Genomic DNA, 17,356 nt, shown 5'->3' with positions numbered 1-17,356 from the left:
AATCTCGTGAAAACACGCCTACTGGGAGGCATCGCCGCACTTGTTGTGGCAATCATTGGAACCATCATTCTCTTCAATTACGTCCAGGGCGCTGACAAGCGTGCCCTCGGTAACACGGAGACCGAAGAAGTTCTGGTGGTCAAGACCGACATTCCGGCCGGAACTCCCGCCAGTAAACTCTCTGAGTACCTAGAGAGCAAGTCGCTCCCTAAGTCCGCCGTAGCAGCTGAGACTCTGACCAGCCTGAGCGACATTGGCACCAAAGTCACCTCCGTTGAACTGCTCCAGGGCGAACAGCTCATCAGCAGCCGGTTAGTGGATTCCACCGCTTATCTTGGCCCTGCGCGGGTAGAAGTGCCCGCCGGAAAACAGGAAGTCAGCATCCGGCTGCCTATTGACCGTGTAGCAGGTGGCCGAATCCAAGCCGGTGATACGGCTGGGGTTTTCCTCTCCATCCCCAAAACTGACACCACCCCGGATCGCACACAGCTCACCTTCCACAAGGTGCTTGTAACGGCAGTCCAGTACAGCAGCGGGCAGGCTGCCCAAACGCAGGGCGAGGCTCAACAGTCCAGCGGCGGTGGCGCACTTAGTTCCAGCAAGTCCTCAAGCTCGTCCGCCAATGACACCTACCTGATGACCATTGCCGTCAGCGCAGCAGACGCCCAACGGATCGTCTACGCCGTCGAGTTTGGAAAAGTGTATTTCTCCAAGGAAACCTCTGCTTCAGTGGAAGACTCTAGCGGTGTGGTGGACTCCACCAAGGTGCTGAAATGAGCCGCTTCCTCCTCATCACACCAGACAAGGACTTTGCCCACCGGGTCCGCCTAGCCACCAATCCCATGCGTGGAATGCTGGCCCACTTTGAAGCCGACTACCTTCCACAAAGCCCCGAGGAGATCTTGGGCGAACAAGGCAGCCAGCAATACAGTCAAAAAGGTGGCGAACCACCGGAAGTGCTAATTTTTGGTCCAGGACTGCCACTGGATGAGACACTCAAGTTCGCCGCTGCGATGGACCTTCAGTACCCGGACATCGCCCTGCTTCTGGTTGCGACTGAGCAGGATGAACTCTCACTTCAAGCCATGCGCTCCGGCATCCGGGACATCCTTACTCCGGGCGCTGACACAGAGACCATCCGTGCAACGGTGGAACGCGCCGCACTCGCGGCGGCAGGTCGGCGTCGTGGTTTGGCACCATCCGCAGGAGAAGGACCAAACGCCGACGGCGGTCGCGTGATCGCAGTGATGTCACCCAAAGGTGGGGTAGGCAAAACAACCATTGCCACCAACCTGGCAGTTGGTTTGGGCGGGATTGCACCCATGAGTGTGGTGATCGTTGACTTGGACCTGCAATTTGGTGACGTTGCCAGCGGGCTATTGATCGATCCCGAATACACCATCACTGATGCAGTGGCTGGCGCAGGCAGTCAAGACTCAATGGTCCTGAAAACCTACCTTTCCCTGCACCCCAGCAACATCTACGCGCTGTGCGCACCGCGGAATCCGATCGAGATGGACAACATCACTGCCGCGCACATCACCCATCTGCTCAAGCAACTTCGCCAAGAGTTCCAGTACGTGGTGGTAGACACCGCCCCGGGCTTGGGTGAACACGTCCTGGCAACCCTTGAGGAAGCCACCGATGCCGTATGGGTGTGCGGAATGGACATCCCCAGCGTTCGTGGCTTGCGCACCGGATTCAACGTGCTCGCTGAACTGGATCTGCTTCCCGAGGAACGGCACGTAGTACTCAATATGGCGGACCGGAAATCCGGGATCTCCATTCAAGACATCGAAGCGACGATCGGTTCTCCCGTGGACGTGGTGATCCCACGAACACGCACCATGCCCTTCGCCACCAACAAAGGTGTGCCAGTCCTTCAAGAGGGCCGGCGCGACCCTGCAGCGAAAGCACTCCGTCAATTGGTGGAGCGTTTCAAACCAAATTGGGAAGCCCGCCCCCACAAGCGGCTACACCGAAGGGCGGTTATGCAATGAACCTCTCACACCGACTTGCCGCAAAAAATTCGGGCCCAGAGGTGCTCGCGCCCCCGGCCACGGCCACTACTTTGGGAACCATTGCTACTGCGCACGCAGCTGAACAATCCGCTGTGGAAGTCAAGACAGAAACTCCGACGGCGTCTGCGGCGAGTGAGGCACTCAACGGGCTCAAGGAACGCGCCAGTGAAGCGCTGTACGAGCGGCTCGGTTCCCGAATCACCGATTCGTCCCTGGACGAAGTTGAACTCCATAAGTTCGTCAAGGACGAGCTCAAAGCCGTGGTGGATGAGGAACAAGTTCCACTCTCAGGCGGCGAGCGCCAACGGCTCATCCGCGAAATCATTGACGATGTCCTAGGCCACGGGCCCATCCAACGTTATCTCGATGACCCAAGTGTCACGGAAATTATGGTCAACAGCGCTGATCAAATCTACGTTGAACGCCAAGGCAAGCTCATCAAAACTGACACAAAGTTCGCCAGCGAAGATGCCTTGCGCCGGGTGATTGAGCGTGTGGTCTCCCGTGTAGGCCGGCGTATTGACGAGTCGTCCCCGTTGGTTGATGCGCGTTTGGCCGACGGCTCACGTGTGAACGCAATTATCCCGCCCTTAGCGCTCAACGGTGCAGCCCTCACCATCCGCAAGTTCGCCCGTGAAGCACTGACGGTTCAGAAGCTCATCGAGTTCGGAAGTATGTCACCGGAAATCGCCGAGCTGCTCAAGGCCTGTGTGCTGGCAAGGATGAACATCATCGTCTCCGGAGGTACCGGTACCGGCAAAACGACCATGCTCAACGTGCTCTCCTCCTTTATCCCTGCAACCGACCGCATCATCACCATTGAGGACGCGGTGGAGCTTCAACTCCAACAAGATCATGTGGTGCGTCTGGAAAGCCGGCCACCCAACATTGAGGGCCGCGGCGAAATCTCCATCCGTGACCTGGTCCGTAACTCGCTCCGTATGCGGCCAGACCGGATTGTGGTGGGTGAAGTCCGCGGTGGTGAAAGCTTAGACATGCTCCAAGCTATGAACACCGGCCATGATGGGTCACTTTCCACGGTTCACGCCAACTCGCCGCGTGACGCCATTGCCCGTTTGGAAACCCTAGTACTGATGTCCGGCATGGACTTGCCGCTCAGGGCCATCCGCGAACAAGTTGCCTCGGCAGTGAACCTCATTGTGCACATTTCCAGACTTCGAGACGGGACACGGCGCATTACCCATGTCACTGAGGTTCAAGGCATGGAAGGGGACACTGTCACCCTCCAGGACGCCTTTGTCTTCGACTACGCTGCCGGCATTGATCTGACCGGACGTTTCCTAGGTCACGCGGTTCCCACCGGTGTCCGTCCCCGATTCACTGACCGATTTGAAGAACTAGGAATCCACGTTTCACCACAAGTATTTGGTGCGCCAGTCGTCAGGGGCCACCGATGAATACCACCGAGCTTCCGGTGAGCATGCTCGTTGTGGGGATCATATTGGTCTTCGCAGCATTGGTGCTCTTATTTACGGTGGTTTTCCAACCGACCAGAGTCATACCTTTGACACGGCGGCGTCCAGACCAGGTCAATACAGTATCTGGCCTGACCCGGCTGACAGACTCGGCCGTGGGACTGATTAACAGGCGGCTCAAAACAGGAACAAGCGCCCCGGTGGACCGGGAGAAGATGGAGCGGGCCGGGCTGAAAATGCAGCCCGCCGACTTCCTTCTCATGATGGCAGCCGGTGCAGTCCTTGGAGGGCTGATTGGGTACATCCTCAGCGGCCTGGCGCTCGCCATTGTCCTGCTAGTTGCCTTCCCCGGTGGCATGCTGTTGTGGTTGGCCATAACTACCGCCAAGCGTCAAAAGGCCTTCGCAGACCAACTACCTGACACTCTACAAATGTTCACCGGAAGTATGCGCGCCGGGCACAGCCTTTTGCGTGCCATCGATGCAGCTGCGGCCGAAGGCGAAGCGCCCATGAGCCAAGAGCTAAGCAGAATCGTTAACGAGGTCCGCATTGGCCGTGCGCTCAACGAATCGATGCAGGACGTCGCCAAACGAACGGGTAGCGAGGACTTCGACTGGGTGGCGCAAGCCATTGAAATTCACCGCGAAGTAGGCGGTGAGCTCGCTGAAGTGCTGGACCACCTTGCAGAGACCATCCGTGACCGGAACCAGATCCAACGCCAAGTCCAAGCACTCAGTGCCGAGGGCAGGATGTCGGCAATAGTCCTTATGGCCCTTCCTATTGTTTTGTTCGTCGCGTTGTTGTTTATCAATCCAAGCTACGCAGTCACCTTCACCACTACCCTCCCTGGGCTGCTGATGTTGATCGTTGCGGCCATCATGCTAGCAATCGGCGGTTTTTGGCTCAGCCGTCTGATCAAGCCGAAGTATTAGGAGGACCTCATGTCACCCATAGCCCTCGGCGCAATGCTGGCAATAGTAGTTCCCATCTCCGTGATGGTTTGGCTTGTGTTGAGCCCAGACCGCGCCGGGATCCGCAATATTCAAAGCAACCTAGGTTTGCGTGAGAGAGTTCAATCCGACAAGCCTGCATTGGGCGAAAGTTGGACAACTTTCTCCCGGCAGCTCACACCCAAAAGCTACGAAGCTTGGCTTGACCGGCAGCTGGCGGCTGCAGGACGGCCTAAAGACTGGCCGCTCGAGCGGCTTATTTCAGTCAAACCTCTTCTTGCCCTGGTTCTGGGCGCGCTTGGGCTGATGGTGTTACTCGCCAGTCCTTCGCCCATACGCTTTTTGATCTTTATAGGATCCCTAGCCTTCGGTTTCTTCGCCCCTGATTTGCTATTGCGAAGCCAGGCAGAGAAACGCCGGGCTGCCATTCAAAAGGAGCTCCCCAATTCTCTGGACCAGATGCTCATTTCCGTCCAAGCAGGTTTGGGATTCGAAGCAGCCATGGGACGGGCAGGGCAAAATGGTGATGGGCCACTAGCTGAGGAACTCATCCGAACGCTTCAGGACATTCAGGTGGGGCGGTCGCGCAAAGAGGCCTACCAGGCCATGGCTGAACGAGTTCAGGTGCCGGAACTGCGCAGTTTTATCCGGGCTATTATCCAGGCCGATACCTACGGCGTACCGATTGCGAAGGTCCTCAAGATTCAGGCGCACGAGTTGAGAATCAAACGTCGTCAACGGGCTGAGGAACACGCCATGAAAATCCCGGTGAAAATTCTCTTCCCGCTCATCTTCTGTATTTTCCCCACACTGTTCATCATCCTGCTGGGCCCTGCAGTGATGAACATAATTGCCGCGTTCTCCTAGCAGCGCGGCCCCCAGTCAGGATCCCCTCGGCACCCAGAGCCGGGGGGATCCGTTATGTCATCCGAAACTACGCCCGGCGGGCTCGCGTCAGTTCTGCGCGGGCGGCGAGTTCCTCCGGCCCGGGGTAGGCAACCTCTTCTAGGACCAAAGGGTGTGGGGCAGCGAGAACTGACTTTGCGTCCCGAATACCAGCCTGCAAACGAGCGTACAGCCACTCAGGCTTTTCCCGGCCGTCTCCTACCCGCAGCGTAGATCCAACGAGTGCACGGACCATGTTGTGGCAGAACGCATCGGCTTGAACTGCCACGGTGATGACACCGTCTTGGCCTCGTGTGAACTCAAAGCGCTGAAGTTCCCGGATGGTGGTTGCGCCTTCGCGGGGTTTACAAAACGCCCGGAAATCTTGGAGACCCAAAAGCGTTCTGGCACCAGCATTCATGGCCTCAACGTCCAAGGCGTGCTTGTGCCACAAGGTCACTGTCCGGCTCAACGGGTCCCGGTACTGAGGCAGGTCAACAATGCGATAGCTGTAGCGGCGCCACAAGGCTGAAAAGCGCGCATCAAAACCAGGATCAGCCAATTCGCTTTTACGGATGACCAGTGCCGAATGGTCGTCGCCCAGAACCCGGTTGAGGGCGCCATCCAAGCGGCGGCGCAACGCCTCCCCCGGCGCGAGTTCATTCCCGCGAGGCAGCGAACCCCATTCCTCCGGGGTGAGATCGATGTGGGCCACTTGCCCACTCGCGTGTACTCCGGCGTCGGTACGGCCAGCAACCGTGACCCGTACCCGGCGTCGCAACATCAACGCAAGTGCCTCCTCGAGGCTGCCTTGAACCGTTACCAGCCCCGGTTGAGTGGCCCACCCGCTGAAAGGGCCGCCGTCGTACGCCAAATCTAAGCGGACACGCAAAAACCCGCCACCCCCAAAAGTGGGGGTGGCGGGTTTGAGCTCGTTCATCAACGAATACTACTGCGGACGAAGAGGCAGATTACTCTGCTTCTACTGCCTGAGCGGCTTCGCCACCTGCAGGCGCAAAGCCAGCAGCTGCGGCGGACTCAGCTGAGTCAAACCAAACTTCGGCAACAGTAGCGTCGTACCAGCGTGAGCCGGGAACGTGGAACTTCATGGAGTCCTCGTTGCCCTTGACCTCGTAGCCCTCAGGAGCAACGTTGTCCTCGGTAGCAGGCTTGGAGCCAGCGTACTTAGCTTCGGTGGACTCTGCAGCATCAGCCTCAACAGCTTCAACCTCAGAGGACTCGGCAACAACAGCTTCCTCAGCGGCCGGGGCAGCCTTGGCAGCAGCAGTGCTGGCCTCGGCAACAACGGACTGCTTAGCGGAAAGCGGCTCGAGAACGAGTTCAATCACGGCCATAGGAGCGTTGTCGCCCTTACGGTTACCGATCTTGGTGATGCGGGTGTAGCCACCGTCGCGGTTCTCCACTGCCTGGGCAATGTCGGTGAACAGCTCGTGGACAATGCCCTTGTTGCTGATCAAAGCAAGCACACGACGGCGTGAGGACAAGTCCCCGCGCTTTGCGAACGTCACGAGACGCTCTGCGTACGGCTTGAGGCGCTTGGCCTTGGTCAAGGTGGTGGTAATCCGCTTGTGCTCAAAGAGCGCTGCGGACAGGTTCGCGAGCATCAAACGCTCGTGAGCCGCTCCGCCTCCGAGGCGCGGACCCTTAGTGGGGGTAGGCATAGTTATTTCTCCTGTTGGAATGGCCAGCCGAATCGCTCAGCGAATCGGCAGCCGGAATCTGCTGTTTAGAGTTCGTCGTCGCCGAAAGCGGCGTCGTCCTCTTCAATGGCTGCGGCACGGGCTGCAAGATCAAAACCGGGAGGGGAGTCCTTGAGGGACAGACCCAGTTCAACCAGCTTTGCCTTGACCTCGTCAATGGACTTCGCACCGAAGTTACGGATGTCCATCAGGTCTGCCTCGGAGCGAGCAACGAGTTCACCCACGGAGTGGATGCCCTCACGCTTGAGGCAATTGTAGGAACGAACCGTAAGGTCCAGATCCTCGATCGGCAGAGCCATGTCAGCGGCCAAAGCAGCGTCCGTAGGCGACGGGCCAATCTCAATACCTTCAGCTGCGGTGTTCAGCTCGCGTGCCAGACCGAACAGCTCCACCAAGGTGGTGCCGGCGGAAGCCACAGCATCACGCGGGGTGATGGCTGCTTTGGTTTCCACGTCGACAATGAGCTTGTCGAAGTCAGTGCGCTGCTCAACACGGGTGGCCTCCACGCGGAAGGTCACCTTCATCACGGGTGAGTAGATCGAGTCAACCGGAATACGGCCGATCTCGGACTCGCCTGATTTATTCTGAGCTGCCGAAACGTAACCACGGCCGCGTTCGATGGTCAGTTCGAGTTCGAACTTGCCCTTCGAATTAAGCGTGGCAATGTGCAGATCCGGGTTGTGGAATTCAACACCGGCCGGAGGAGCAATGTCCGCGGCGGTGACGACTCCGGGGCCCTGCTTGCGCAGGTAAGCAACAACCGGCTCATCGTGCTCAGAAGACACCGAAAGGCTCTTGATGTTCAGGATGATCTCAGTGACATCTTCCTTTACACCGGGAACGGTGGTGAATTCGTGCAACACACCATCAATCCGGATGCTGGTTACAGCAGCACCGGGAATGGAGGAGAGCAGGGTACGGCGGAGGGAGTTTCCGAGAGTGTAGCCGAAGCCAGGCTCAAGCGGTTCAATGACGAACCGTGAACGGTTCTCGGAGACTACCTCTTCTGAGAGGGTGGGGCGCTGTGCAATGAGCACTTAGGTTTCCTTTCGGCGAGCATCCGCTATATGACGCAACACAGGTGGTGGAAATCGACGTCGGTCCGTACCAATCGTTTCCAGCCTAGCCAGCTAATGGTGCGTGGGAGTAATACTCCTCACGCACCATCGCTGGTGGCTATTAACAATTAGACGCGGCGGCGCTTCGGCGGACGGCAGCCGTTGTGAGCGCTGGGGGTGACGTCCTGAATGGAGCCAACCTCCAGGCCAGCAGCCTGCAGTGCGCGGATGGCGGTCTCGCGGCCTGAGCCCGGACCCTTTACGAATACGTCAACCTTGCGCAAACCGTGCTCCTGAGCGCGCTTTGCAGCGGACTCTGCGGCCTGCTGTGCGGCGAACGGAGTGGACTTACGCGAGCCCTTGAAGCCAACTTCACCGGCGGATGCCCATGAGATGACAGCACCAGTGGGGTCCGTGATGGACACGATGGTGTTGTTAAAGGTGCTCTTGATGTGCGCCTGGCCAAGCGCGATATTCTTCTTGTCCTTCTTACGCGGCTTGCGAACCGCGCCACGAGTCTTCGGGGGCATTTCTTCTCCTACAGAAAGTTATGGGGAAAGCTTCGTTAGTCCGGAAGGACTTAGCGAGTAGCCTTCTTCTTGCCGGCGACGGTCCGCTTCGGGCCCTTGCGGGTACGAGCGTTGGTCTTGGTACGCTGTCCGCGTACTGGCAGGCCCTTGCGGTGACGCAGGCCTTCGTAGCTACCGATTTCAACCTTGCGGCGGATATCTGCAGCTACTTCGCGGCGAAGGTCACCCTCAACCTTGTAGTTGCCTTCAATGTAGTCACGCAGCTGAACCAGCTCGGCGTCGGTGAGGTCCTTAACGCGGACGTCAGCGCTGATGCCGGTGGCAGCCAGGGTTTCGTGTGCACGGGTCTTGCCCACGCCGTAGATGTATGTAAGCGCAATTTCCAACCGCTTTTCGCGGGGAATGTCTACGCCAGCGAGACGAGCCATAGTGGCAGTGCTCCTTGTATAAACCGGAGGTCGTAGGCAGTACACCCGCACTTTCAGTGCGGCCCCAGCCTCCGACCGGGGGTTAGCTGTCCGGGCTCAATACGTCCCAATTCAGCTTGTGCTGCCTTTATTTACTTGCGTGGGTTAAGCAGTCCAGTTTCCTGGAGGGTAATTCCCTAAGGGAATTAGCCCTGACGCTGCTTGTGGCGCGGGTTCTCGCAGATCACCATGACCCGGCCATTACGGCGGATCACTTTGCACTTGTCGCAGATCTGCTTGACGCTCGGCTTGACCTTCATGGCATTCCTTTGCGTGTTTGCAGTGAGTACTGAGGTGGCCGTCGGTGAAATTCGCCTCAGGCTTTCAGCGGTTTATTTGTAGCGGTAGACAATACGGCCTCGAGTGAGGTCGTACGGGCTGAGCTCCACCACCACGCGGTCCTCTGGGAGGATCCTGATGTAGTGCTGACGCATTTTTCCTGAGATGTGTGCCAGAACGATGTGCTTGTTGGTCAACTCAACGCGAAACATCGCATTGGGAAGAGCCTCTGTCACAACGCCCTCGATCTCAATGACCCCGTCCTTCTTGGCCATATCCTCCGCTAACTGTTGTTGTCACGACGCATTCGAATCACACCGTGAACATTTTTGGGTTTTAGTTCTCTTTCCACCGGCACTAGGGCACGGCAGGGCAGACAACCAACAAATAACTCTACGTCATTTCCCTTCGGAAGTTAAATCGGCACATGTTAGCCCATGGTTCCTCAGAACGCACGCACTTGGCTCGGCGGAAGTCTTGGTCAAACCTGGGCCGTCGCTGAGTGAAACAACGCGTAAACGCCTAACAAAAGCTCGTCGAATAAATGCTTTAGGGGCCCAAAACGGCTCAAATGCGCTCCGTGCTTGTGGTGAAGTGGCCTAGAACCTGGTGCCGAGAATCAGGCGAGTCACTCCCTTCGGCTCCCGCTAAAGCTAAGCATCCACCGGCGCCAGAGAAATCAGATAGAGACCTACATGAGCCACAACGAATCCCTCACCCAGCCTCGGGGCAGCCTTGCGCCCGAGGCGGCTGGTGTTTCGCCAGGCCGGGCCGGCAAGGTCCGGCGGTCCACGAAACTAAGCACCGCCAACACGCAGGGCACGCCCAAGCAACCTCACCAACTCAAGCAGCGCGGTATGAGTGCGCGCAGTCGAAGAGACTTCTGGACTTTCTTGGCGTTCGCGTTCCCCAACCTTGCATTGATTGCTGTCTTCACTTATTTGCCGTTGTTCAACAACATCTACTACTCAACGTTGGACTGGACCTTAGGTTCGGCCAACGCCACAGTGGTCGGCCTGGGGAACTACATAACGTTCTTCACGAGTTCGGACGCGCCCCGCGTTCTGGGCACCACCGGGATATTCACCCTCGCTACCGTGGGCGGGTCAATGGTGCTGGGGTTGCTCGTGGCGTTGGCGCTCAATTCCAAAGTACGCGGCACCACCTTCGCCCGGTCCGCTGTTTTTGCGCCCTACGTTCTTTCCGGGGTGGGCGTTGGACTTGTGTGGCTTTTTATCTTTGATCCCGGTTACGGCGTTCTCGCCTGGATTCTGCGTGGCTTAGGCCAGCAGAGCCCGGAGTGGATCAATGATCCCCAGCTCTCATTGCTGATGGTGATCATTGTCTATATCTGGAAGAACCTGGGCTATTGCGCGGTGGTTTACCTGGCCGGACTGCAGTCCCTACCCAAGGACGTAATGGAGGCAGCGGCCATCGACGGCGCTGGCGGTTTCCGGCGGTTCTGGAGCGTGAGCCTTCCACTCCTCTCCCCCACTACGTTCTTTTTGCTGATCACCACCATGATCAGTTCTCTTCAGGCCTTTGACCTGATCCGGATTATGACCCCCTTGGGCAACGGCACCAGCACGCTGATTTATGAGGCTTACCTTCAAGCCTTCGGCGCGTACAACCGTGCCGGCTATTCGGCCGCCGTATCGGTCATTCTCTTTGTGATCCTGCTAATCATCACTGTCTTGCAACTTCGCTTCGTTGAACGGAAGGTGCATTACGCGTGAGCCGCACCGATTCACTGACTGACCTCCCGGCGTCGTCCTTTCCAAAACGTGACCGTCCTAGGAAGGGGCATCGAAATAGCACAACTGAGCCACAACGCGTTTTTACTCGCAGTAATCTTGTGCAGACCATTGTGGGCGGATATGTGCCACTGATCCTGGCCACAATGGTGGTTTTCCTTCCCTTGCTGTGGATGATCTTAAGTTCCTTCAAACAGCCGGGCGAGATTGTCACCCTAGATTTGAAAGTCCTGCCGCAGACTCTGAACCCGGAAAACTACACAGTGGCTATGACCACTGTTCCGTTTGGGCAGTTCTTTGCTAACTCAGTGATCGTCACGGCTGTGGGATCCACCATCAAAGTGGTCCTCGCTATCCTCACCGCCTATGCGTTGGTGTTTGTGCGATTCCCCTTCAAAAACGTGATGTTTGTTTTGATTCTTGTGGCCCTGATGGTTCCGGCCCAAGTGTCCATCCTTCCCAATTACCTGCTGATCGCGGGTATGGGCGGCAAAAACACTCTCTGGGGCATCATCCTGCCCGGACTGGGAACTGCCTTCGGTACGTTCTTGCTTCGCCAACACTTTATGACTCTGCCCGGATCCATTCTTGAGGCTGCAGAGATCGACGGCGCTGGGCACTGGCGTCGTTTGTGGCAAGTGGTAGTTCCGGTGTCAGTTCCCTCCATCGCCACCGTGGGTCTGGTCACCGTGGTCAGCGAGTGGAATGACTACATCTGGCCACTCATCATCACTGACAAACCCGAGGCAATGACTTTGCCAGTGGGCCTAACGCTCCTGCAGAACTCCGAAGGCAACGGTTCTGGCTGGGGAATTCTTATGGCCGGCGCCGTCCTGGTGATTATTCCGATTTTGATTATTTTTGCCATGCTCCAGCGATACATCGTCGCGGGTCTCACTCAAGGTTCAGTCACCGGCTGAGCTAACTCCCTTCAAATAACACCACTCCCTCTGAAAGGTTCATCATGTCCCTCAATCTTGACCGCCGGCTCTTCCTTTCCTTAGCCGGCGCTGGCGCCGGAGCCGCTGCTATCTCCGCGTGTGGTGGCCCCTCCACTGCCTCCAACAACTCCTCGGCGTCAACCCAGGAAGTAGACTTTTCTGGCGTGAAGCCGGCAACGTCCATCGACTTCTGGTCCAACCACCCGGGCAAGTCCCAGGATGTTGAGAAGGAAATCATCGCCAAGTTCGAGGCGGCCAACCCCACAATCAAGGTCAACTTGGTCACTGCCGGTTCCAACTACGAAGAGATTGCGCAGAAGTTCCAGACGGCTCAGGCTGCCAAGAGCGGCTTGCCTGCTCTTGTGGTCCTCTCCGACGTGTGGTGGTTCCGTTACTACATGAACCAGAACATCATTTCCTTGGACTCTCTCATCAAGCAGCTGGACGTCAAAGTTGATGATTTCCGTAAGTCCCTAGTGGACGACTACAAATACGACTCAAAGCAGTGGGCGCTCCCCTACGGCCGCTCAACACCGTTGTTTTACTACAACAAAGACCACTTCAAGGCTGCTGGCTTGCCGGACCGCGCACCGAAGACCTGGCAAGAATTCGCTGAGTGGGCGCCAAAGCTCAAGGCCGCTTCTAAGGCCCAGTACGCATTTATGTACCCGGCGCTGGCTGGCTACGCTGGTTGGACTCTGCAGAACAACCTGTGGGGCGAAGGCGGCGGATGGTCCAAAGATTGGGACATCACGTGCGACTCTGACGCTTCGGTTGCTGCGCTGCAGTGGGCTCAAGATTCCGTGTACAAGGACGGTTGGGCAGGCGTTTCTTCGAAGGAATCTGCTGATGACTTCGCTGCTGGCATTGCCTCGGCAACGTTGTCTTCCACCGGTTCCCTCATCGGCATATTGAAGTCTGCGAGCTTCAACGTTGGTGTGGGCTTTTTGCCCGGCGGCTCCAAAGAAACCACAGGCGTTTGCCCCACCGGCGGAGCAGGTTTGGGTATCCCCAGCGGCGTAAGCAAGGAAGAGCAGCTTGCAGCCGGTATGTTCTTGAAGTTTATGACCGAACCGGAAAACACTGCTGCTTTCTCGGCAGCAACCGGCTACATGCCAACCCGCACCTCCGCTGACATGACTGCTGTTCTGGCCAAAACCCCACAAATCAAAACGGCGATGGACCAGCTGGCCGTGACCCGCGTTCAGGACAACGCACGCGTCTTCTTGCCGGGCGCTGATCAGGAAATGGCTAAGGCTGCAGCGTCAATCCTGACCCAAAAGGGCGACGTCAAGGAAGCCATGAAGACCCTCAAATCCACGCTTGAAGGCATCTACACCAAGGATGTTAAGCCCAAGCTCAAAGCGTAAGTTCCTAGCGGCTTAACTCAACTGACCAGCAGTTGTGGCTGTTCCCAGCTTGGGACAGTCACAACTGCTGGTCAGTTTGCGTTGTGGAGTGTTACTTGAAGTGTTACTAGCAGTATTACTAGCAGCGTTACGGCGAGTCGTTACTAACGTTCGTTGCTAGCGTTCGTTGCTAGCGTTCGTTGCTAGCGTTCGGTGCTAGGGGCAGTTCCGCGGGTGGTTAGGGAATCGGAACGGGTACGACGCCGAGCGGCTCCAGTCGCGCTGCGCCGCCGTCGGGCGCCGTGAGAACCCAGATCCCCTTACTGTGCACTGCAACCGAGTGCTCCCATTGGCTCGCCCGCGAACCATCAGTTGTTACAACTGTCCAATCGTCTTCAAGGACAGCCGTTTCAATGTCACCGCGGACCAGCATCGGCTCAATGGCTAAGCACATTCCCGGACGCACCTTGGGCCCACGGTGCCGGCTGCGGTAATTCAAAACGTCGGGGGCCATATGCATTTCGGTTCCAATGCCGTGACCAACGTAGTCTTCAAGAATGCCCAGTTTTTTGCCGGGAACTGATGAAACGTAATCGTCAATGGCGTCGCCAATCTCCCCCACAAACTTAGCTTTTGCCAGGGCGGCGATCCCCCGCCACATGGCTTCCTCAGTGACATCAGACAAGCGCTGATCCTCCGGGTCCACAGTGCCCACCAAAACGGTGCGAGCAGAATCGGCATTCCAGCCCTTAACGATGCAACCGCCGTCAATGGAGATAATGTCTCCATCCTGCAGCACACGCGGGCCCGGGATGCCATGGACCACTTCTTCATTCACTGAAGCACAAATGTGTTTGGGGTAGCCGTGGTAGTTCAAGAAGTTGTATTGAGCGCCAGCAGCGTCCACTACCTCCGCGAATACCCGGTCCAAGTCATCCGTGGTAGCCCCCGGGACCGCCGCGGCCACCGCAGCATCCAGAGCACGACTGAGCAGTAGCCCAGCTTCCTGCATCAAGTGCATCTGCTCATCGGTTTTGAATTCAACGCGCGGCTGGCTGAAGGCCATGTACTTCCCTTTATTCGGTGTGCTGTGTTCTTACTGATGTGCCGCACAAGCGGCTCGGGCCGAGCTAACTGCTTTCGCAGCGCCCGGCCCGGAGGTCAATCATCTGAGAGCTCTCAGAAGTACTACTTGCTATCGGTGGCTGACTTGATGGCTGCCATCACACGATCGGTGACCTCGTCTATGCCGCCGATACCGTCAACCTGAGTCAAAATGCCACGGTCAGCGTATTTGCCGACAACAGCCTCGGTCTGCTCGTGGTAGAGGTCCAAACGGTGACGGATCACTGTCTCGTTGTCGTCACTTCGGCCAGTCTCAATGGCACGGCCCAAAAGGCGCTTAACGAGTTCCTCGTCGTCGGCCGTCAGTTGCAAAACGACGTCGAGCTTTTGTTCGCTGCTGGCCAGAATGTCATCTAGCTCATCCACCTGGGCGGTGGTCCGCGGGTAACCGTCGAGCAAGAAGCCAACTTCCACATCATCTTGGCTCAGACGATCGCGAACCATCTTGTTGGTCACGGAGTCCGGGACAAAGTCACCAGCATCCATGTACTTCTTCGCTTCAAGCCCCAAAGGCGTCTCGCCCTTAACATTGGCGCGGAAAATGTCTCCCGTGGAAATGGCAACAATTCCAAGGCGACCGGAAATCCGCTCGGCTTGAGTTCCCTTACCCGAACCGGGAGGTCCAATGATCAGCATTCTCGTCATCGCAAAAGCCCTTCGTAGTGCCGTTGTTGAAGCTGTGCGTCAATCTGCTTCACCGTCTCGAGTCCCACACCAACCATGATCAAGATGGAAGTACCACCAAACGGGAAGTTCTGATTAGCGCCAACTAACACCAGCGCAATCAACGGAATCAACGCCACCAAACCCAAGTACAAAGCACCGGGCAAGGTGATCCGGGACAGCACGTACTGCAAGTAGTCTGCAGTCGGCTTACCGGCCCGGATACCCGGGATAAATCCACCATACTTCTTCATGTTGTCGCTGACCTCTTCAGGGTTGAAGGTGATCGAGACGTAGAAGTATGTGAAGAAGATGATCATCAGGAAGTAGATGAGCATGTAGATCGGGTGATCGCCGCGCGTGAGGTTGTTGTTGATCCATTCAACCCAGCCCGGCATAGCGCTACCGTCACGCGGGGTGTTGAACTGAGCCAGCAGTGCCGGCAGGTACAACATCGACGAAGCAAAGATCACCGGGATAACACCGGCCATGTTCACCTTGATGGGGATATACGTGCTGGTTCCACCCACGGTGCGGCGGCCCACCATACGCTTGGCGTACTGGACGGGGACTCGCCGTTGCGACTGCTCCACAAAAACCACCAGCGCCACGGTCAAAAGACCGACGGCGATAACGATCAAGAAGGTGCCCCAACCCTTGGACGTCAGGATCGAGTTCATGGACGGGAAGAAGCCGGCTGCGATGGATGTGAAGATCATCAAGGACATGCCGTTGCCGACGCCCTTTTCAGTGACCAATTCACCCATCCACATAATGAGGCCCGTACCGGCCGTCAAGGTGATGATCAGCAAGATGGTTGTCACAATGCTGCTGTCCGGAATGATCGGCAACTGGCAGCCCTGCAATAACTGACCTGAACGTGCCAAGGACACCAATGTTGTGGCGTTCAAAAGGCCCAATGCAATAGTGAGGTAACGCGTGTACTGGGTCAGTTTGGTCTGCCCCTGAGCGCCTTCCTCATACAACTCTTGGAAGCGGGGAATCACTACGCGCAGCAACTGAACAATGATGCTCGAGGTGATGTAAGGCATGATGCCCAGCGCAAAGATGGACACCTGAAGGAGTGCACCGCCGCTGAACAGGTTGACGAGTTGCTGGAGACCACCTTGGGCCTGACCGCTATTCAAGCATTGCTGAACGTTCTGGTAGCTCACACCCGGCGAGGGGATAAAAGCACCCAAGCGGAAGATAGTGATGATTGCCAGTGTGAACAACAACTTGCGTCGCAGATCAGGCGTACGAAAGGCCCGTCCAAATGCGCTTAGCAAGCGTCCTCCTGAGTTGTTTATAAAGTCATGTGATGTAGGTCAAGCAAACCCAACAACCGAGTCTAACGGGTGCACGGGCAGGCACAGTAATTGAGTGCCCATAAAATGGCAAAAACTCCCGGTGCATGAAGTGTTATTCCATGCACCGGGAGTTCATTGCTAAGCGTCAAGCTTCACTGGATCTCGTTAGAGAGCAGTGGTGCTTCCGCCCGCGGCTGCGATCTTCTCTGCAGCGGATGCCGAGAATGCGTCGACGGTAACGTCAACCTTGACGGTGATGTCACCGGTGCCGAGCACCTTGACGGGCTGGTTCTTGCGAACTGCACCCTTTGCAACCAAGTCGGCTACTGTTACTGCGCCACCCTCGGGGAACAGCTCAGAGAGCTTGTCCAGGTTAACAACCTGGAATTCCACGCGGAACGGGTTCTTGAAGCCGCGAAGCTTCGGAAGACGCATGTGCAACGGCAGCTGGCCACCGGCAAAGCCGGCCTTGACCTGGTAGCGAGCCTTCGTACCCTTGGTACCACGGCCAGCAGTCTTACCCTTGGAACCTTCACCACGACCAACACGGGTCTTGGCGGTCTTGGCACCAGGAGCGGGACGCAGGTGGTGAACCTTCAGAGCGTTCTGCTTCTCAGCAGCAGCGTCCTGGACCTTGTCAGCGGTTTTCTTCTCTGCCATTTACTTCGCCTCCTCTACCTTTACCAGGTGCGGAACCGTGTTGAGCATGCCAACGGTAACGGCATCGGCGGTGCGAACAACAGTGTGTCCGATCCGCTTGAGGCCGAGGGACCGAAGAGTCTCGCGCTGGTTCGCCTTGACGCCAATGACGCCCTTAATCTGAGTGATCTCCAACTGTGCGTCGGAGGGAGTCAGGTTCTTAGCCAT

The 17,356-nt window shown here is 57.1% G+C and carries 20 protein-coding genes; 8 read left to right on the top strand and 12 right to left on the bottom strand.

Annotation, left to right across the window (positions count from 1 at the left end):
- Positions 1–6: 6 nt before the first annotated feature.
- From cpaB to ACQQCD_RS00295, 5 genes are read left to right on the top strand one after another with little or no spacing between them, the layout of a single operon-like run.
- Positions 7–777: a Flp pilus assembly protein CpaB gene (cpaB, locus tag ACQQCD_RS00315; RefSeq protein WP_430266397.1), complete on the top strand. Its 771-nt coding sequence runs from the start codon at positions 7–9 to the stop codon at positions 775–777.
- Positions 774–2,000, top strand: a complete 1,227-nt coding sequence (locus ACQQCD_RS00310; RefSeq protein WP_430266396.1) for an AAA family ATPase — start codon at positions 774–776, stop codon at positions 1,998–2,000. Before cpaB ends, ACQQCD_RS00310 begins: the two co-directional genes overlap by 4 nt.
- Complete coding sequence (locus ACQQCD_RS00305) at positions 1,997–3,439, top strand: CpaF family protein (protein ID WP_430266395.1); 1,443 nt, start codon at positions 1,997–1,999, stop codon at positions 3,437–3,439. The genes ACQQCD_RS00310 and ACQQCD_RS00305 overlap by 4 nt, the downstream gene beginning before the upstream one ends.
- On the top strand, positions 3,436–4,389 hold the full coding sequence (locus ACQQCD_RS00300; protein WP_430266394.1) for a type II secretion system F family protein: 954 nt from the start codon (positions 3,436–3,438) through the stop codon (positions 4,387–4,389). Before ACQQCD_RS00305 ends, ACQQCD_RS00300 begins: the two co-directional genes overlap by 4 nt.
- Positions 4,390–4,398: 9 nt before the next feature.
- On the top strand, positions 4,399–5,274 hold the full coding sequence (locus ACQQCD_RS00295; RefSeq protein WP_430266393.1) for a type II secretion system F family protein: 876 nt from the start codon (positions 4,399–4,401) through the stop codon (positions 5,272–5,274).
- 67 nt (positions 5,275–5,341) lie between these two features.
- Here ACQQCD_RS00295 and truA read toward each other — a convergent pair whose 3' ends face one another.
- The 7 genes from truA to infA all read right to left on the bottom strand — a co-directional run bounded on the left by truA (position 5,342) and on the right by infA (position 9,622).
- Positions 5,342–6,232: a tRNA pseudouridine(38-40) synthase TruA gene (truA, locus tag ACQQCD_RS00290; protein ID WP_430266392.1), complete on the bottom strand. Its 891-nt coding sequence runs from the start codon at positions 6,230–6,232 to the stop codon at positions 5,342–5,344.
- 31 nt (positions 6,233–6,263) lie between these two features.
- Positions 6,264–6,974: a 50S ribosomal protein L17 gene (gene rplQ / locus ACQQCD_RS00285; protein WP_430266391.1), complete on the bottom strand. Its 711-nt coding sequence runs from the start codon at positions 6,972–6,974 to the stop codon at positions 6,264–6,266.
- A 65-nt stretch (positions 6,975–7,039) separates the two neighbouring features.
- Positions 7,040–8,050 carry a DNA-directed RNA polymerase subunit alpha gene (locus ACQQCD_RS00280; protein WP_430266390.1) on the bottom strand — a complete coding sequence of 337 codons (1,011 nt, stop codon included), beginning with the start codon at positions 8,048–8,050 and terminating at the stop codon, positions 7,040–7,042.
- Positions 8,051–8,199: 149 nt separating this feature from the next.
- Positions 8,200–8,601, bottom strand: coding sequence for a 30S ribosomal protein S11 (rpsK, locus tag ACQQCD_RS00275; RefSeq protein WP_430266389.1), 402 nt, complete (start codon positions 8,599–8,601; stop codon positions 8,200–8,202).
- Positions 8,602–8,651: 50 nt separating this feature from the next.
- Positions 8,652–9,029: a 30S ribosomal protein S13 gene (gene rpsM / locus ACQQCD_RS00270; RefSeq protein ID WP_430266388.1), complete on the bottom strand. Its 378-nt coding sequence runs from the start codon at positions 9,027–9,029 to the stop codon at positions 8,652–8,654.
- Between the two features lie 185 nt (positions 9,030–9,214).
- The gene (gene rpmJ / locus ACQQCD_RS00265; protein ID WP_011775570.1) at positions 9,215–9,328 is read right to left on the bottom strand and encodes a 50S ribosomal protein L36; all 114 of its coding nucleotides are present in this window, start codon (positions 9,326–9,328) and stop codon (positions 9,215–9,217) included.
- Between the two features lie 72 nt (positions 9,329–9,400).
- Entirely contained in the window at positions 9,401–9,622 is a 222-nt protein-coding gene (gene infA / locus ACQQCD_RS00260; protein WP_009358723.1) for a translation initiation factor IF-1, read from the bottom strand.
- Between the two features lie 582 nt (positions 9,623–10,204).
- Between infA and ACQQCD_RS00255 the strand changes: the two genes are divergently transcribed.
- From ACQQCD_RS00255 to ACQQCD_RS00245, 3 genes are all read left to right on the top strand, one after another.
- The gene (locus ACQQCD_RS00255) at positions 10,205–11,083 is read left to right on the top strand and encodes a carbohydrate ABC transporter permease (protein ID WP_430266719.1); all 879 of its coding nucleotides are present in this window, start codon (positions 10,205–10,207) and stop codon (positions 11,081–11,083) included.
- A gap of 119 nt (positions 11,084–11,202) precedes the next feature.
- The gene (locus tag ACQQCD_RS00250; RefSeq protein ID WP_430266387.1) at positions 11,203–12,021 is read left to right on the top strand and encodes a carbohydrate ABC transporter permease; all 819 of its coding nucleotides are present in this window, start codon (positions 11,203–11,205) and stop codon (positions 12,019–12,021) included.
- Between the two features lie 44 nt (positions 12,022–12,065).
- Complete coding sequence (locus ACQQCD_RS00245) at positions 12,066–13,412, top strand: ABC transporter substrate-binding protein (protein ID WP_430266386.1); 1,347 nt, start codon at positions 12,066–12,068, stop codon at positions 13,410–13,412.
- Between the two features lie 217 nt (positions 13,413–13,629).
- On the opposite strand, the gene map is transcribed toward ACQQCD_RS00245, so the two are convergent.
- From map to rpmD, 5 genes are all read right to left on the bottom strand, one after another.
- Positions 13,630–14,457 (bottom strand): type I methionyl aminopeptidase, encoded by an 828-nt coding sequence (gene map, locus ACQQCD_RS00240; RefSeq protein WP_430266385.1) that lies wholly within the window; start codon positions 14,455–14,457, stop codon positions 13,630–13,632.
- 122 nt (positions 14,458–14,579) lie between these two features.
- Positions 14,580–15,152, bottom strand: coding sequence for an adenylate kinase (locus ACQQCD_RS00235; RefSeq protein ID WP_430266718.1), 573 nt, complete (start codon positions 15,150–15,152; stop codon positions 14,580–14,582).
- A 5-nt stretch (positions 15,153–15,157) separates the two neighbouring features.
- Positions 15,158–16,468: a preprotein translocase subunit SecY gene (gene secY, locus ACQQCD_RS00230; protein ID WP_430266384.1), complete on the bottom strand. Its 1,311-nt coding sequence runs from the start codon at positions 16,466–16,468 to the stop codon at positions 15,158–15,160.
- Positions 16,469–16,654: 186 nt separating this feature from the next.
- The gene (rplO, locus tag ACQQCD_RS00225) at positions 16,655–17,149 is read right to left on the bottom strand and encodes a 50S ribosomal protein L15 (RefSeq protein WP_430266383.1); all 495 of its coding nucleotides are present in this window, start codon (positions 17,147–17,149) and stop codon (positions 16,655–16,657) included.
- Positions 17,150–17,356 (bottom strand): 50S ribosomal protein L30, encoded by a 207-nt coding sequence (rpmD, locus tag ACQQCD_RS00220; RefSeq protein ID WP_430266382.1) that lies wholly within the window; start codon positions 17,354–17,356, stop codon positions 17,150–17,152.

This window comes from Pseudarthrobacter sp. J1763, assembly GCF_050490295.1.
GTDB lineage: Bacteria > Actinomycetota > Actinomycetes > Actinomycetales > Micrococcaceae > JBNPEO01.
The sequence above is the reverse complement of the archived record's forward strand: the minus strand, read 5'-3'. Positions and strand labels throughout refer to the sequence as shown.

Coding starts and splice junctions, on each gene's coding strand:
- ACQQCD_RS00310 (WP_430266396.1), top strand. CDS start 774: ATGAGCCGCTTCCTCCTCATCACACCAGACAAGGACTTTGCCCACCGG.
- ACQQCD_RS00305 (WP_430266395.1), top strand. CDS start 1,997: ATGAACCTCTCACACCGACTTGCCGCAAAAAATTCGGGCCCAGAGGTG.
- ACQQCD_RS00300 (WP_430266394.1), top strand. CDS start 3,436: ATGAATACCACCGAGCTTCCGGTGAGCATGCTCGTTGTGGGGATCATA.
- ACQQCD_RS00295 (WP_430266393.1), top strand. CDS start 4,399: ATGTCACCCATAGCCCTCGGCGCAATGCTGGCAATAGTAGTTCCCATC.
- truA (WP_430266392.1), bottom strand. CDS start 6,232: ATGAACGAGCTCAAACCCGCCACCCCCACTTTTGGGGGTGGCGGGTTT.
- rplQ (WP_430266391.1), bottom strand. CDS start 6,974: ATGCCTACCCCCACTAAGGGTCCGCGCCTCGGAGGCGGAGCGGCTCAC.
- rpsK (WP_430266389.1), bottom strand. CDS start 8,601: ATGCCCCCGAAGACTCGTGGCGCGGTTCGCAAGCCGCGTAAGAAGGAC.
- rpsM (WP_430266388.1), bottom strand. CDS start 9,029: ATGGCTCGTCTCGCTGGCGTAGACATTCCCCGCGAAAAGCGGTTGGAA.
- rpmJ (WP_011775570.1), bottom strand. CDS start 9,328: ATGAAGGTCAAGCCGAGCGTCAAGCAGATCTGCGACAAGTGCAAAGTG.
- infA (WP_009358723.1), bottom strand. CDS start 9,622: ATGGCCAAGAAGGACGGGGTCATTGAGATCGAGGGCGTTGTGACAGAG.
- ACQQCD_RS00255 (WP_430266719.1), top strand. CDS start 10,205: ATGAGTGCGCGCAGTCGAAGAGACTTCTGGACTTTCTTGGCGTTCGCG.
- ACQQCD_RS00245 (WP_430266386.1), top strand. CDS start 12,066: ATGTCCCTCAATCTTGACCGCCGGCTCTTCCTTTCCTTAGCCGGCGCT.
- map (WP_430266385.1), bottom strand. CDS start 14,457: ATGGCCTTCAGCCAGCCGCGCGTTGAATTCAAAACCGATGAGCAGATG.
- ACQQCD_RS00235 (WP_430266718.1), bottom strand. CDS start 15,152: ATGCTGATCATTGGACCTCCCGGTTCGGGTAAGGGAACTCAAGCCGAG.
- rplO (WP_430266383.1), bottom strand. CDS start 17,149: ATGGCAGAGAAGAAAACCGCTGACAAGGTCCAGGACGCTGCTGCTGAG.
- rpmD (WP_430266382.1), bottom strand. CDS start 17,356: ATGGCTAAGAACCTGACTCCCTCCGACGCACAGTTGGAGATCACTCAG.